The organism is Leeuwenhoekiella sp. ZYFB001 (genome assembly GCF_011784865.1).
Taxonomy (GTDB): domain Bacteria; phylum Bacteroidota; class Bacteroidia; order Flavobacteriales; family Flavobacteriaceae; genus Leeuwenhoekiella; species Leeuwenhoekiella palythoae.
This window is the reverse complement of sequence record NZ_CP050460.1, coordinates 1,510,633-1,525,010: the sequence shown is the minus strand read 5'-3', so window position 1 is coordinate 1,525,010 and position 14,378 is coordinate 1,510,633. Positions and strand designations below refer to the sequence as shown.

Annotated in this window: 14 protein-coding genes; 6 read left to right on the top strand and 8 right to left on the bottom strand. The window is 39.5% G+C overall.

The features are described from left to right. Positions 1-138: 138 nt before the first annotated feature. From HCN54_RS06730 to HCN54_RS06705, 6 genes are all read right to left on the bottom strand, one after another. Entirely contained in the window at positions 139-2,649 is a 2,511-nt protein-coding gene (locus HCN54_RS06730) for a TonB-dependent receptor domain-containing protein (protein ID WP_167597085.1), read from the bottom strand. 86 nt (positions 2,650-2,735) lie between these two features. After that, positions 2,736-3,080, bottom strand: coding sequence for an arsenate reductase (glutaredoxin) (gene arsC / locus HCN54_RS06725; protein WP_072982022.1), 345 nt, complete (start codon positions 3,078-3,080; stop codon positions 2,736-2,738). A gap of 2 nt (positions 3,081-3,082) precedes the next feature. Beyond that, entirely contained in the window at positions 3,083-4,189 is a 1,107-nt protein-coding gene (prfB, locus tag HCN54_RS06720) for a peptide chain release factor 2 (protein ID WP_167597084.1), read from the bottom strand. Positions 4,190-4,237: 48 nt separating this feature from the next. After that, positions 4,238-5,236, bottom strand: a complete 999-nt coding sequence (locus tag HCN54_RS06715; RefSeq protein WP_167597083.1) for a transglutaminase-like domain-containing protein — start codon at positions 5,234-5,236, stop codon at positions 4,238-4,240. A gap of 57 nt (positions 5,237-5,293) precedes the next feature. After that, entirely contained in the window at positions 5,294-6,238 is a 945-nt protein-coding gene (locus HCN54_RS06710) for an alpha-E domain-containing protein (RefSeq protein WP_072982028.1), read from the bottom strand. Positions 6,239-6,276: 38 nt separating this feature from the next. Next, positions 6,277-7,740, bottom strand: coding sequence for a circularly permuted type 2 ATP-grasp protein (locus HCN54_RS06705; protein ID WP_072982030.1), 1,464 nt, complete (start codon positions 7,738-7,740; stop codon positions 6,277-6,279). Between the two features lie 187 nt (positions 7,741-7,927). On the opposite strand from HCN54_RS06705, the gene HCN54_RS06700 reads away from it, so the two are divergent. From HCN54_RS06700 to HCN54_RS06675, 6 genes are all read left to right on the top strand, one after another. After that, the gene (locus HCN54_RS06700; RefSeq protein WP_167597082.1) at positions 7,928-10,330 is read left to right on the top strand and encodes a zinc-dependent metalloprotease; all 2,403 of its coding nucleotides are present in this window, start codon (positions 7,928-7,930) and stop codon (positions 10,328-10,330) included. Positions 10,331-10,333: 3 nt separating this feature from the next. After that, positions 10,334-10,783 (top strand): 3-hydroxyacyl-ACP dehydratase FabZ family protein, encoded by a 450-nt coding sequence (locus HCN54_RS06695; RefSeq protein ID WP_167597081.1) that lies wholly within the window; start codon positions 10,334-10,336, stop codon positions 10,781-10,783. Continuing rightward, a complete protein-coding gene (locus HCN54_RS06690) occupies positions 10,776-12,044 on the top strand; it encodes a beta-ketoacyl-[acyl-carrier-protein] synthase family protein (protein ID WP_167597080.1) in 1,269 nt (422 codons plus the stop codon). The genes HCN54_RS06695 and HCN54_RS06690 overlap by 8 nt, the downstream gene beginning before the upstream one ends. Positions 12,045-12,071: 27 nt before the next feature. Next, the gene (locus HCN54_RS06685) at positions 12,072-12,323 is read left to right on the top strand and encodes an acyl carrier protein (RefSeq protein WP_167597079.1); all 252 of its coding nucleotides are present in this window, start codon (positions 12,072-12,074) and stop codon (positions 12,321-12,323) included. An 82-nt stretch (positions 12,324-12,405) separates the two neighbouring features. After that, entirely contained in the window at positions 12,406-13,002 is a 597-nt protein-coding gene (locus HCN54_RS06680; RefSeq protein ID WP_167597078.1) for a nitroreductase family protein, read from the top strand. Positions 13,003-13,005: 3 nt separating this feature from the next. Beyond that, positions 13,006-13,365 carry a hypothetical protein gene (locus HCN54_RS06675; protein ID WP_167597077.1) on the top strand — a complete coding sequence of 120 codons (360 nt, stop codon included), beginning with the start codon at positions 13,006-13,008 and terminating at the stop codon, positions 13,363-13,365. A gap of 157 nt (positions 13,366-13,522) precedes the next feature. Here the strand turns inward: HCN54_RS06675 and HCN54_RS06670 are convergent, their stop codons facing one another. Beyond that, positions 13,523-14,005 (bottom strand): arsenate reductase family protein, encoded by a 483-nt coding sequence (locus tag HCN54_RS06670; RefSeq protein WP_072982044.1) that lies wholly within the window; start codon positions 14,003-14,005, stop codon positions 13,523-13,525. A gap of 14 nt (positions 14,006-14,019) precedes the next feature. Continuing rightward, complete coding sequence (gene hpf, locus HCN54_RS06665) at positions 14,020-14,325, bottom strand: ribosome hibernation-promoting factor, HPF/YfiA family (RefSeq protein ID WP_072982046.1); 306 nt, start codon at positions 14,323-14,325, stop codon at positions 14,020-14,022. Positions 14,326-14,378 lie beyond the last annotated feature (53 nt).

The window sequence follows — 14,378 nt, the reverse complement described above, 5'->3', positions numbered from 1 at the left end:
CTCGATATAATTTTAAGTGAAAAACCTGCTTCAGATTGAAGCAGGTTTTTTTATGGATCTATTTTTCTTTGCTATAAAAAAACAAAGCCATTTCTTGCGAAATGGCTTTGCGTCATTGAAGGGAAATGAAAGGGTATTTTAACTTTGGTAATCTCCCTCGTTGTCATCGTCATTGACAGGAGATTTTCTGTTGTTTTGTCTATCATTCTTACGCTGGTTGAAGCGATATACAAATGATAAGTTGATTTGTCTTTGTCTCCACTGAAACTGACTGTCTCTGGTAAAAAGATCGTTAGTCGTTATTTGACTACGCTTTCTTCCGTTAAACAAATCGCTTACGTTCATAGAGATGGTCGCTTTTTCATCAAATAAATCTTTACTCAACGCCATATCTACAGAAAGGATGCCGTCTGTATCAGACTGTGCGTTTTGAGCAGCACCACGGTAGAATGCATTGGTTTGCCAATCTATACTCCAAGGAAGTGAAACTTTTGAGCTGAAGCGTGCAAAATAGCTGGTGTTTTTAGCACTGTAATCTACATCATTAAAGAATCCTTCAGTATTAAACTGGAAGAAGTTAAAACTACCGTTAAGACGTAACCATTTCGCCGGATTGTACAAAAGTCCTAATTCAGCACCAATACGCTCGTTGCTTGATAGGTTTACCGGAATACTTCTAATTACGGTATTACCATTAGTGTTTGAACCTTGTCCTTGAAGTTCAATGATTTCTTCAACCACTTCAAAAGATTCTGTTTCTCTCTGAAAATATACAGATGAAGTCAAGGTTAACTTGTCCCAGCGCTTTAAATAACCTAAGTCATAGGCATTTGCAAAAGCCGGTTGTAAATTTGGATTCCCTTGAAAAACGTTGTTACGGCTGCTTCTATCCGGGAACGGATTTAAGAACCAACCCCTTGGTCTGTTGATACGACGGTTATAACCTAATGTAATATTCTCACGTTCGTTAAGTTCGTATGTAACATTTAAAGTAGGGAAGAGGCCTAAATAATTATTGTCAAAATCAGTGTTGATCTCAAAGCCGTAGATATCTTGCAATTCAGCTTCGGTTAAAGCAGAACCGATCTTACCTTTCAATTGCGTGTTTTCTAAACGTAAACCGGCAAGAACAGAGAAGTCTCCAAACTTGCTTCCTAATTGCGTATATACCGCATTTACATTTTCGGTATAATCAAAAACGTTTGTCAAAGTATCATTTTGAACAAAATTGTTTGAGTTTGCAATTTGCTCTTGGTTTACCCGGTAATCTGTGATTTCGTTTTCAAAATTTCCGCGGTATCCTGCTTCAAACTGCGCACCTTCACCAAAAGGAAGCACGTAATCTGCTTGAATTAAATACTCATCTTGCTTCTCAATACTCAATAAACGCTCTGCAATTATAGGGTCTGTATTTTCAGAATCAAAAGTGATATCCTCGTTTATGAACGTGTTTTGTGTCTCCTCGCTGGTTGCATACTGTAAATCTGCTGTTAATTGATGCCCCTCGTCATTAAAACGGTTGATGTAGTTTAAAGAGAACTGATAACGGTCATCTTTTTCTTTCTGACGTTCTATACGTGAAGTTTCTAAAACACGTGAAGAATTATTAAAACTCTGGGTAAGGTTTGTAGTTTCATCTACATCATTTCCGTTTCTATAGAAAACAGTACCGGTGATTGAAGATTGATCGTCTAAATAATATTCCAAACCTAAATTGGTATTGAATCCACGATTTAAGCGCTGAATATCGCGATCTTCAATGATACGCTCGTAAGTAGGCGTGATCTCATCGGTAGTATTGTAGCGGGTATCAAAATATCCATTTCCTGGAGAACTTGAATATCTATAACCTGTAGTATTAAAAATGTTGAATTTTTCGGTGCGCAAGTTCAAGTTGGCAGAAATACTAGCCAAATCAGGATTTCCTAAACTACCGTTGATCGAACCATTAAATCCAAGTGTCTTTTCTTTACGTAAAATAATGTTCAGAATACCCGCAGTACCTTCAGCATCGTAACGTGCAGAAGGAGAGGTGATCACTTCAACGCGCTCAATAGCATCTGCCGGAAGTTGTCTAAGTACATCGGTAGAACCATAACCCGCAATTGCTGAAGGTTTACCGTTGATCAAAATACGTACGTTTTCATTACCACGTAAACTGATGCTTCCTTCTACATCAACAGATACTGAAGGCACGTTGTTAAGCGCGTCACTCACTGTACCACCGGCGGTAGTAAGGTCTTTACCAATATTATAGATTTTTTTGTCTAGACGAATATCTACCGTAGTGGTTTCTGCAACTACAGTAACTTCATCTAAGTCTGAAGCAGCAAATTCTAATTGAACGGTCCCTAAATTAAGGTCGCCATTTATAGTTTTATTTAAAATAATGGGCTGAAAAGAAATGTACTCGATTTTAATGGTGTAGCTCCCTTGCGGAACTTCAACACGAAAATTACCGTCCATATCGGTAATTCCTCCTTCAACATCTTGAGCGTCATTGGCATCGGTAACTGTTACCGTTGCATATTCTAAAGGGATACCGGCATCTTTATCCGTTACAGTACCGGTAATGGCATAGTTAGTAGATTGAGAAAAGCCCAATGCTGTACAGAAACACATTAGGGCAAATAGAAATTTGTTTTTCATAGTCGTTTTAAGGTTTCGGTTGTTAGACTATGAGAACAAATAAGGTTTAATTGAAAGGGGTTAAAATATTGTTAAAGTAAAACGATTTATCTTAAGAGCTTCTTAATGTCTTCCGGAGGTCTTCCTAAAACCGCTTGATTATCAAGAATTACGATAGGTCGTTCAATTAGTTTAGGGTGATCTACCATCGCTTGAATAATTTCTTCATCAGTCAATTCTTTTCCTTTAAACTGATCTTTCCAGATGGCTTCGTTCTTGCGCACCAGAGCAATAGGTTCAATTTTTAGTTTACCAATTATCGCGGCAAGCTCGATGTAGGAGGGAGGCGTATCTAGATATTTAACAATGTCAAATTCTTTTCCTGATTCTTCAAGAATGGCGAGGCCTTCGCGACTTTTTCTACAACGTGGATTATGATATATTTTAAGCATAATTATAATTCGTTACTGGTTTCTTTTTGACCGGTCATCATCAAATAGGCTTTTAAGAAGCTATCAATATCGCCATCTAGAGCGGCATCGGTGTTTCCGGTTTCTTCTCCGGTACGTACATCCTTAATAAGTTTGTATGGGTGTAAGACATAGTTGCGTATTTGCGATCCCCACTCAATGCTTTTCTTCTCAGCTTCAATTTCATCACGCGCCGCCTGGCGTTTTTTCAGTTCGATTTCATACAACTGCGATTTTAGCATTTGCATAGCTTTCTCGCGGTTTTCAAGCTGCGAGCGCGTTTCACTATTATGAATCACGATTCCGGTAGGGTGGTGCGTCAAAATGGCTTTAGTTTCCACTTTATTTACATTTTGCCCTCCGGCACCTGAAGATCGTGCGAAATCCCAGCTAATATCCGCCGGATTGATATCAATCTCAATACTGTCATCGGCTAAGGGATACACATATACCGAAGCGAATGAAGTATGTCTTTTAGCATTACTATCAAAGGGTGAAATACGCACCAAACGGTGTACACCATTTTCACTTTTTAACCAGCCAAAAGCATAAGCACCATCAATCTCTAAAGTAACGGTTTTGATTCCGGCGACATCACCTTCCTGATAATTGAGTTCTTTAACTTTAAAGCCGTTTTTTTCACTCCACATCAGGTACATACGCATCAGCATAGAAGCCCAATCACAACTTTCGGTGCCGCCGGCACCCGCGGTGATTTGTAACACAGCGCTCAAATCATCTCCCTCATCAGAGAGCATATTTTTGAACTCCATATCCTCAATAAGTTTTACTGCTTTATCGTATTGTTTTACAACATCTTCTTCAGAGGCTTCACCTTCTTTGTGAAACTCGAGCATTACCTCAAGATCTTCGGTAAGCGCTATGGCTTGTTCGTAATTCTTAACCCAATTCTTTTTTTCGCGAAGCGTACGCATAAACTGCTCGGCTTCCTTAGGATCATTCCAAAAGTTAGGATCAAAGGTTTTCTCTTCTTCGTTCTGTATTTCTACTCGTTTCTGATCTATTCCCAAGTGAATTTTAAGCGCGTCAAGGCGCTGCACAAGATCTTTGATCTGATCGCTCATTATCATGCTAAACCGTTTGGTTGAAAGTTACTATTTTCTATTGAAAGCGTGGCTTTACAGCTCAGAACTATCTAACGGATTTTGCTGTTGTCTAAGTTGTTGTTGCTGTTGATATTGCTGCTGTTGCCATTGGGACTGAAAGGCTAACTGCTGTGCAAAAGGTAATGGTTCTGAAAACTCAAAATCCATAAAAACATCAGGTTCGCTCTCTTCACGTGCCTGAACTTCCACGACATAATTGGTTTCATTCTTTTCAGAATTGCTGTAAATAATCCCTTTAATCGGGGCGCAATCAGCGTAGTCTCTTCCGTGTGCGACTTTGATGTGATTCTCTAACGCGATCAAATTATTTGCAGGATCAAAACCTAACCAACCTTTTTCAGGAATATAGCATTCTGCCCAAGCGTGCATTTGCGAGTCACCTTTATAGCCATTGCCTTGATGTAAGTAGCCCGAAGTGTATCGTGCAGGAATCTGATGCAAGCGTGCAATGGTTAAGAACAAATGGGTGAAATCTTGACAAACTCCGGCGCCTTGCGCTAAAAATTCAGATGGAGTAGTGGTAACATCGGTAACCCGAGTTTTAAACTCAAAATTCTTGTAGATCCACGTATTGAGCTCGTTAAGATTATCAAAAATAGAACGTGAATCTGAAAATTTGAACGGCAGTGCCTCTCTTTTTAATGTGGTTAAAGAAGTTTCTCCTAAGAAACGTTCATGCTCTATTTTAAAATCAAGACTGTTTAAAAGCTGGGTATGAACAGGGTTTACCACGCTGTCTAGCGCAGAAAACGGATTACTGTGTTTTTTGCTAATAATGTAATTCGCTTCAAAGCTAATACGATCTACCGCTTTTTTAAGATGAACACGGCAAATGGGAAAACCAAAGGTGTTTGTAGAAGCATCAACTGCAGCGTTGATTGAATTTGAAAACTTTGAAAGACGTACGCGTTGTGTGTCATTCTCTTCCGGGCGAAGTAAAAACTGCCAGAAAGCCTCGTCAACCGGTGCGTCATAGGTGTTGACAGCTTTGTATTTAATTGTATATTCCAAGGTATAGGGGGTTTAACTAAGCAAAAATAGCACTAAAAACCCATATTTTTTTATTTATCAATAATTGAAGTATTCTTTTTCGATCTTTTTTGCAATCTCTATTAGGGTGTCTTGAATCTCTTCTATAAAACTCTCTACATTGCCTTCAATAGTATCTACGGTCCTGTAGCGATATTGAGCATGAGTTTTTCCGATTAAAAAGGCTGCAGTGTCTTTACCCGGATATTTATCTTCATTTAACACACTAATGTGGTTTTTTACCTGTACTAAACTATTCATTACGGAACGAGGACATTCCGGATTTAGAATTAAAAACTCTAAAGTGCTTAAACTGGTAGGTGTTTTTTTATAATGCCTGCGCATCATATCATAGGCTTCAATACACTTTAAAAGCGTTGTCCATTCATAACTTTTACTGAATTTTTTATCATAGCCTCCCTGAGCATTGAGTGCATCATAATACTTTGCCTGAATTATGCGTACTACCTGAGTTGCCCGTTCAATATTTACACCTAACATGATGATCGCATAAACTTCGTCGTGCAGCAGTGTGCCTCGTATTTTTGCACGGATTATAGAGGTAGATTCGGCTACTTGAGTAGTAAAGTCAAAAAGGCCTTTGGTTACAAAATAATCGCTGTCATAACTTAAAACGAAGTGATAAAACTTATTGATAGACTCATACAATTCAGTAGAGATCAGATCACGAGCTCCGTTTGCATTTTCTCGAGCGTATTTAATGCTGTTCAAAATAGAGAACGGCTGCTCTGAACTCATTCCTATATCATAAAAAACATTTTGTTCGGTAAGTTCGTACTCTTCATCCACAGGACCGTTCGCCATAAAAAGTAGAGAGTGTAACACGTGATCACGGGATTGCGATTTTTCGTTAGGAGCATCTAAAGATGAAAAATAATTTACGTTAAGATATCGTGCAAGATGTTCGGCGCGCTCGATATAACGGCCCATCCAGAATAAATTATTTGCTACGCGTGCAAGCATATATTGGTTCTTTTAGTGAAGTTAGGAGTTAGAGTTTGTTATTTTTTGAGCACCCAAGTGTCTTTTGAGCCTCCGCCTTGCGAACTGTTAACTATAAGGTTTCCTTTTTTAAGGGCAACACGGGTAAGCCCTCCTTTAAGTACAAATTCTTTATCTGCTCCTAAAAGGCAGAACGTTCTCAAGTCAACGTGTCTGGATTCAAAAGATTCACTTTCTTCTATATACGTGGCGTGAACCGAAAGACTCATTATTGGTTGTGCGATGTATTTTCGTGGACTCGCCTGAATGGTTTTCTTTACTTTCTCAATTTCTTCCTTGGTAAGTCGGTTTCCTATTGAAATCCCGTAACCTCCAGCTTCGTCTACCGGTTTAATAACAAGCTTGTCAACATTTTCAAGCACATATTTAAGTTCGTCAGGTCTGCTACAATGGTAAGTGTGTACATTGTTGAGAATAGGCTCTTCACCTAAATAATATTTGATGATTTCAGGCATATAGGTGTATACGGCTTTATCATCTGCAAAACCGGTTCCTGGAGCATTCACTAAACAAACATTTCCCTTTTTATAAGCAGAAAATAATCCCGGAACTCCCAATGCTGAATCCGGTCTAAACTCTAAAGGATCCAAAAACGCATCGTCAATTCTACGGTAGATCACATCTACACGTTCAGGACCTTTAATGGTTTGCATATACACAAAATCATTTTCTACAAAAAGATCACGGCCTTCTACAAGTTCAACTCCCATAGATTTTGCGAGATACGAATGCTCGTAATATGCAGAATTGTAAACCCCGGGAGTGATCACCACACAATTGGGTTCGTCTACGCCCCGTGGCTTTACTGACTCCATGATTTCAAGTAAATTCTGTGCATAATCTGTTACGGTATGCGCATTGTAATGATTAAAAACACCAAATAACGCCCGTTTTAAAGCTGTTCGATTACAAATAACATAGCTCACTCCAGACGGACATCTAATGTTGTCTTCCAAAACATAGTATTTGCCGTCAGCGTGTTTGATGAGATCAGTACCCGATATGTGATTATAAATCCCACCCGGTGGATCAATACCTATCATTTGCTGCAAATAATTTGCCGAGGAAGTAATCAAATCCAACGGAATGATTCCTTGTTTTATGATTTTCTTGTCGTGGTAAATGTCCCAGATAAAGTGATTGAGCGCCTTACTGCGTTGCAACACGCCGCGTTCAATGGTTTCCCATTCTTTATGATCAATGATCCTAGGAAAGAGATCAAAAGGAAAAATCTTTTCTTTAGCCTCCTGATCAGTATAGACTTGAAAAGTAATGCCCTGATTGAAAAAAGAGGCTTTGGCTTTGTCATTCAGCTTTGCGAAATCTTGACTGGAGTGACCGCTGTATAAATCGAATAAGGTTTGATAAACTTCTTTCACATTACCTTTCTCATCAAAGATCTCGTCAAAAAACTTGGGATCTTTGTCATAAGAAGAGAAAATTGTTTGCTGGGTTGTAGACATTGGTGATTAGTTTTAGACAAATTATGAATTTACTTACTAAATGAGTATAATTAATTCTTAATTATTCAGCTTAATACTGCGTTATCTTCAGTATTATTAATGAATTTTTTAAATCTTTAAATTTTTTACACTTGCTTTCCAACTTCCTCTTATTTTGACTAACTAGCTTCATCTAAAACACAAATCCATGACCAAAAAAATTACGATTGTTCTCATGCTCGTTTTCGCTGTGGGATCGGCTCAGTTCTTAGAGCAGAAAAAGGATCTAAAAACCACCGAAGGTTTTTTTGATTTTCATTACAACGAGAAGGAAGACGAACTTTATCTTGAAGTTGATAACGTTGACCAAGAATTCATCTATGTGCACGCGTTAAAAAGTGGTTTAGGTTCTAATGACATTGGCTTAGATCGGGGCCAGTTGGGAGGCACCGCAATTGTAAAATTTATCAAAGCCGGAAATAAACTCCTTCTGGTTCAGCCTAATCAAGACTACAGGGCAATTACCGATAATGCTGCAGAAAAAGCATCGGTAGAAGAAGCTTTTGCAAAATCTGTACTTTATGGGTTTGAGATCAAAGAAACAAAAGGCAGCTCTTACATCATTGATTTGACCCCTTTTTTGCTTGAAGATGCTCACGGTGTGGCGAGAAGGCTTAAAGCAAACCGTGAGGGCTCGTATAAAGTAGATAAGTCCAGAAGTGCTTTGGCCTTAGCAAATACAAAATCTTTCCCTAAAAATACAGAGTTTGAAGCTCTGATCACCTTTACAGGAACTCCTGAAGGTCGCAACCTGCGTTCTGTGGCTCCTGATGCTTCCTCGGTTTCTGTAGTACAGCATCATTCATTTGTAGCTCTTCTGGAAGACGGTTACCAAGTGCGCGCGTTTGACCCGAGATCAGGTGCGATCCACCGCAGTTATATGGATTATTCTGCACCGGTACAGGAAGATATGACCAAGCGTTTTATTATTAGACATAAACTAGAAAAGAAAAATCCTGAATTGGCTGTCAGCGAGGCGGTTGAACCTATCGTTTACTATTTAGATCCCGGAACCCCGGAACCCATTCGATCTGCGCTTTTAGAAGGTGCGCGCTGGTGGAATCAAGCTTATGAAAGCATAGGTTATAAAGACGCTTTTCAGGTTAAAATGCTTCCGGAAGATGCAGATCCGTTAGATTTAAGATATAACCTGATTCAGTGGGTACATCGTAGCACAAGAGGATGGAGTTACGGCGCAAGTGTAGTTGACCCGCGTACAGGTGAAATATTAAAAGGTCACGTGAGTTTAGGAAGTTTACGTATTCGACAAGATTTTATGATCGCTCAGGCTTTAATGAATGCGCCTTTTAAATCTTCTGATGACAACTACGAACCTATGCTAGAAATGGCGCTTGCACGTATACGTCAGTTATCTGCGCACGAGGTAGGGCATACGTTAGGCTTTGCACATAATTTTGCAGCCAGCGTGGCTGATCGCGCATCGGTGATGGATTATCCGCATCCTACAATTCGTTTAAAAAATGGAAATATCGATTTTAGCGATGCTTATGCCGTTGGGATTGGTACTTGGGATAAAGTTACAGTTGCCTATAGTTATGGCGATGTACCTAAAGGAATGACCGAATCCTGGTATCTCAACGATATACTTGAAAAAGCCGAAGCACAAGGCTTGCGTTTCATCACTGATAGTGACGCCCGTGCTGCAACAGGAGCGCATCCTGATGCACATTTATGGGATAATGGCGCTAATGCCGCTCAGGAATTAGAAGATGTTCTAGCGCTTCGCGAAAAGGCGATCGAGAATTTTTCTTTAGCTAATATTAAAACAGGGGAAGCTTTAAGCACGCTTGAAGATGTTTTTGTCCCTTTGTATTTCTATCACCGTTATCAAGCCGAAGCTGCAACCAAGAGCATTGGCGGGCAGCGTTATACCTATGCGGTCAAAGGCGATGAGCAACAAGAGATCGTTACACCGCTAAGTGCTAAAGAACAACAACAAGCGCTTGATGCTGTTCTAAAAACCTTAGATGCTCAGTATTTAGCTATTCCAAAGGATAAATTGGCTATGTTTCCGCCACGTGCTTTTGGGTATCGCAGAACGCGAGAAAGTTTTAAAGGCAACACTGGGATCACCTTTGATCCGCTAGCTGCTCCAGAGACCGCTGCAGATATGACATTAGCATTTCTGTTAAATGCTGAGCGCGCCAATCGTATCGTTGCGCAACACGCTTGGGATGATCAATTACCTTCTTTTGAGTCGGTTTTAGATGAACTTATGAAAAAAACGTTGTACAAAAACACTAAAGATACCTATGCGGCTGAAATTCAGCGCACCATCAATTACAGGGTATTGGAGCATCTTAAAAAACTTTCGGTAGCTAAGGATGCAATTCCACAAGTTAAGGCTGCAACGTTCGCAAAATTCTTAAATTTGAGTTCTAAACTGGCAATGTCTAAAGATGCTAATGATCGTTTTATCGCGCTTGAATTGGGTAGATTTATGGAAGACCCTGAAGAATACGAGACGATCCCTGCACCTCAAATCCCTGATGGTTCGCCCATAGGAAGTTTTCAATGCCTTAACCATTAATTTGTGACTAAAGAAGAAATTGTTTCCAAACTGCCGTATGCTGATCCGTTTTTATTCGTAGATCAGATCACCGAAGTATCTCAAAAACACATCAAAGGGCATTATACTTTTGATGAAACCAGTGATTTCTACAGAGGCCATTTTGTGAATTTTCCGGTTACCCCCGGAGTGATTCTTTTAGAGTGTATGATGCAAATAGGTCTTGTGAGTTTAGGCATTTATCTCCTGCGCGATAAAAGTTTTGACCTCAGAGGTAATTCTACAGTGGCAATGGTAGAAAATGAAGCGCGTTTTCACAAGCCTGTATTTCCTAATGAAAAAGTAACGGTTGTATCTGATTTAGAATATTTTAGGTTTCATAAGTTAAAGTCAAAAGTTAAGATGCTAAATGCCGATAACGAACTTGTTTGTAGCGGAATTTTCTCTGGAATTTTAAAGCCCGGCGATGAGTAAACAAAGAGTAGTTATTACGGGTCTGGGAGTCTGCGCTCCTAACGGAGTAGGCGTTCCTGCTTTTAAGGAAGCGCTTGAAACCGGAAAAAGCGGAATTCGATTTTACAGCGAACTCGAGAAGCTTAAATTTTCTTGTCAAATAGGAGGGATGCCGCTGATTTCAGAGGCGGTTAAAACAAAATACTTTACGCCTTTACAACTGCGCAATTTTAATTCCGCAGGGATTTTATATGGCGTGGTTGCAGGAGTTGAAGCCTGGCAAGATGCGCAGCTTCCTACAGATGAGGGACAATGTGATTTTGACAGCGGAACCGTATTTGGTGTTGGTTCTCTGGGAGTTGATAAATACCGGGAAAGCATTTATAAAATTGACGAAGGAAATACCCGAAGGTTAGGCAGTACCAGCGTGCAACAAACGATGAGTAGCGGCGTAAGTGCTTATCTTGGTGGAATGTTAGGTTTGGGCAATTTGGTGACTACAAATTCTTCGGCGTGTACTACGGGAACTGAAGCTATTTTGATGGCCTACGAGCGCATCAAAGCTGGAAAAGCAAAACGTATGCTTGCAGGAAGCACTAGCGACGGCGGCCCTTATGTTTGGGGAGGTTTTGATGCTTTACGTATTTTGCCTTCAAAGTATAATGATAAACCTACGCAAGCATCACGACCACTGGCAGGCGATGCAGCAGGATTTGTTCCTGGCTGTGGTGCGGGCGCATTGGTACTAGAAAGTTTAGAAAGTGCGCAACAAAGAGGCGCAAAAATCTATGCTGAAATTTTAGGTGGAAGTAGCAACAGCGGTGGGCAGCGTAATGAAGGTTCGATGACCGCTCCAAATCCTATTGCTGTTAAGCGTTGTATTGAAGAGGCAGTGCTGGATGCAGAGATCAGCGCAGCACAGATTGATGTGATCAATGGGCACCTTACCGCAACTTCAAAAGATGGATTAGAGATCAAGAATTGGAGCGAAGCCTTAAAACGCTCTGGAGTTGACTTTCCGTATATCAATTCATTAAAGGGAATGACCGGCCACTGTCTGGCAGCTTCCGGAAGTATAGAGTGTGTGGCTTCGGTATTAGAATTAAAACATCAATTTTTATTTCCTAATATCAATTTACATACCGTTCACGATGAAGTACTTGAGCATATTTCAGAAAGTAAAATTCCAAGGGTAAAAACCGCTTTAAAATTTAATTATCTGGCAAAAGCTAGTTTTGGTTTTGGCGATGTCAACTGTTGTCTTATTTTTAGAACTTTTTAAACCATAAAATTAGAAGAACTTGTACCTATGAGTCAGGATATATACCCGCAACTTAAAGAGATCATTAAGCCTTATTTACCCGAAGATGTCAATCCTGACGCAATCTCCCACGAGAGTCACCTTGTGACCGATCTCAACATTAATTCTACACACTTGGTAGATATTGTGCTTGATGTAGAAGATGCTTTTGATATTACTATTGAAGATGACGAGCTTGATAAAATGGAGACCGTAAAGGCTTCTATCGCATTGATTGATCAAAAGTTAGCAGCGCGTTAAACGCAGTCATAAAGCGTTAAGAGTTTTTAAAAGTTGAGGCAAAATCGGTTTATGTGTAGTATATTTCTTGTAAAAAATTATTATGCAAGAAATTACCAAAATTACACCTACAGCTTTTGAAATTATGGACGAAATCAAAACACGCTGGAGTCCGCGAGTGTTTGACGATGTTCCTTTAAGCATTTCTGAAGTAAAACAATTGCTAGAAGCCGGTAGATGGGCCAGTAGTAGCTATAATCAGCAGCCTTGGCGTATCATCTATGGTATTAAAGGCGATAAAGTTTATGATCAAATTCTAGATTGTCTGATTCCGTTTAATCAGGATTGGGCCAAAAATGCACAGGCACTGCTGGTCACGGCGTATAAGAAGACCAACTTTGATGGCGATACTTATTTTCACGCTCCGCACGATTTAGGGTTATTTATGGGCAATTTGGTGATTCAAGCGAATCATAACGGTATTGCAGCGCATCATATGGGCGGAATTGATCAAGAAAAAGCGCATAAAACTTTTGAGTTTACTGATGATTTTGAGGTAGCTACAGCAGTTGCTTTAGGTCATTACGGTGGAAACCCTGATCGTCTGCCCGAAGAATTACAAGAGCAAGAGGTAGATTCAAAACGTGAGCGTATGGCTATCGACGAATTTGCATTCAACGGAAATTTTAAATCAAAATAAGATATGAAACAGTTTACAGTAGTGCTTGCTTTTTTGCTTTGTGCATTGGTAGGGCAAGCCCAAATTCAGTATTTGAAAGACAAACCGGCATATATTGAAAAACAAGCCGATTCCCTTACGCAGATTTATTCTAAGAAATTAGGATTAACTCCAAAGCAAGATTTACTTTTTAAAACCAATATTGGAGATTACTTGGTTCTGCGAGAGGAAGTAGAAAAGAAATACAAAGGAACCGAAAAACTCAATGAGTTGTATAAAGTGAGTAAAAAAGAAAGCGGTTCTATGAGTGAGGTACTTACCGAACAGCAGTTTGAATTATATGAAAAGATCAAATCAAGTATTCAGCCTATCGCCAGGCTGTAACCGATAAGTCTTGACTTAAAAACTTTGTAAACTTATATAAGTTAGATTGCAGAAAACAATGAGTTCATAAAAAAACCGCGATTCTAAAATCGCGGTTTTTTTTATTGGCATCTTTTAAAGTTAGAATCTTCTCAAGTTTGCCAAAATGTTTCAACATTTAGTTATGATCGCCTTTATCAGGCTTATCAATAAAATGTTCTTTTTTAGTTGTACTGCTTATGGTTGGCTCATCGTACATCATTTTTTTATCAAGACCGGCGCTGTCCACACCAAGAAACTCTTGCGCTTGGGTTGGATTAGTTACCTGTTTTACCTCATCTTTATGAATGATGATAGGATGTGCAAAAAGTTCCGGGCGATTTTTGATGATGTTGATATAATCATTCTCATCATAATCAGCCGTTTTCAATTCGTCATCATCGCTTACATCTTCAAAGCTCAGCAGATCTTTGATAGGTTTATTGAGTTCGTCTGCCAATTCAGCCCATTGGGTTCCTGTAAGTGGAGTTTTGGCTATATCTATCGTTTGTAACTCTTTATCTTTTACAGCCGAAATATGCCCGTACGTACGTTCTCCCGTGCGGGTAGTACTGCTATAAATAAGCGTTACCTGATTTTCATCTCTTGCAATTGATTTCATCGTTTTGGTTGATCTTAGTGGTGAGACTTCATTTTGTCCTTGCGCTTTTTCAATTGAATATTCAATTCGCGCGTCGCTTCTTTCACCGATTCGTGAAAACTCTTTGAACTATGATCTGCAAAGAGTCGTGGACCTGGAGCGCTCAAGCGAATTCCGGCAATTTTACCGGTTTCATCGCTCGATGTATTTTCGATCTTAAAAAAGATATCGGCGCGTACTATGAAGTCATATTTATTAGCCAGTTTATCTAACTGCTCTTTGGTAAACTCTTCTAATGCTGCGCTTGCGGCAACATCATGATATTCAAAATTATAGTTCATATATAGGTGTATTTTAAAGTATTACCTTAAAGTTAAGTAAAGCCAATGCCTCT

What these genes read in the sequence shown, in the direction of transcription:
- HCN54_RS06690 (WP_167597080.1), top strand. Translation starts at nt 10,776, where the DNA reads ATGAGTAAACAAAGAGTAGTTATTACGGGTCTGGGAGTCTGCGCTCCT.
- HCN54_RS06705 (WP_072982030.1), bottom strand. Translation starts at nt 7,740, where the DNA reads ATGTCTACAACCCAGCAAACAATTTTCTCTTCTTATGACAAAGATCCC.
- HCN54_RS06675 (WP_167597077.1), top strand. Translation starts at nt 13,006, where the DNA reads ATGAAACAGTTTACAGTAGTGCTTGCTTTTTTGCTTTGTGCATTGGTA.
- HCN54_RS06670 (WP_072982044.1), bottom strand. Translation starts at nt 14,005, where the DNA reads ATGAAATCAATTGCAAGAGATGAAAATCAGGTAACGCTTATTTATAGC.
- HCN54_RS06710 (WP_072982028.1), bottom strand. Translation starts at nt 6,238, where the DNA reads ATGCTTGCACGCGTAGCAAATAATTTATTCTGGATGGGCCGTTATATC.
- HCN54_RS06700 (WP_167597082.1), top strand. Translation starts at nt 7,928, where the DNA reads ATGACCAAAAAAATTACGATTGTTCTCATGCTCGTTTTCGCTGTGGGA.
- HCN54_RS06680 (WP_167597078.1), top strand. Translation starts at nt 12,406, where the DNA reads ATGCAAGAAATTACCAAAATTACACCTACAGCTTTTGAAATTATGGAC.
- prfB (WP_167597084.1), bottom strand. Translation starts at nt 4,189, where the DNA reads ATGATAATGAGCGATCAGATCAAAGATCTTGTGCAGCGCCTTGACGCG.
- hpf (WP_072982046.1), bottom strand. Translation starts at nt 14,325, where the DNA reads ATGAACTATAATTTTGAATATCATGATGTTGCCGCAAGCGCAGCATTA.
- HCN54_RS06685 (WP_167597079.1), top strand. Translation starts at nt 12,072, where the DNA reads ATGAGTCAGGATATATACCCGCAACTTAAAGAGATCATTAAGCCTTAT.
- HCN54_RS06730 (WP_167597085.1), bottom strand. Translation starts at nt 2,649, where the DNA reads ATGAAAAACAAATTTCTATTTGCCCTAATGTGTTTCTGTACAGCATTG.
- arsC (WP_072982022.1), bottom strand. Translation starts at nt 3,080, where the DNA reads ATGCTTAAAATATATCATAATCCACGTTGTAGAAAAAGTCGCGAAGGC.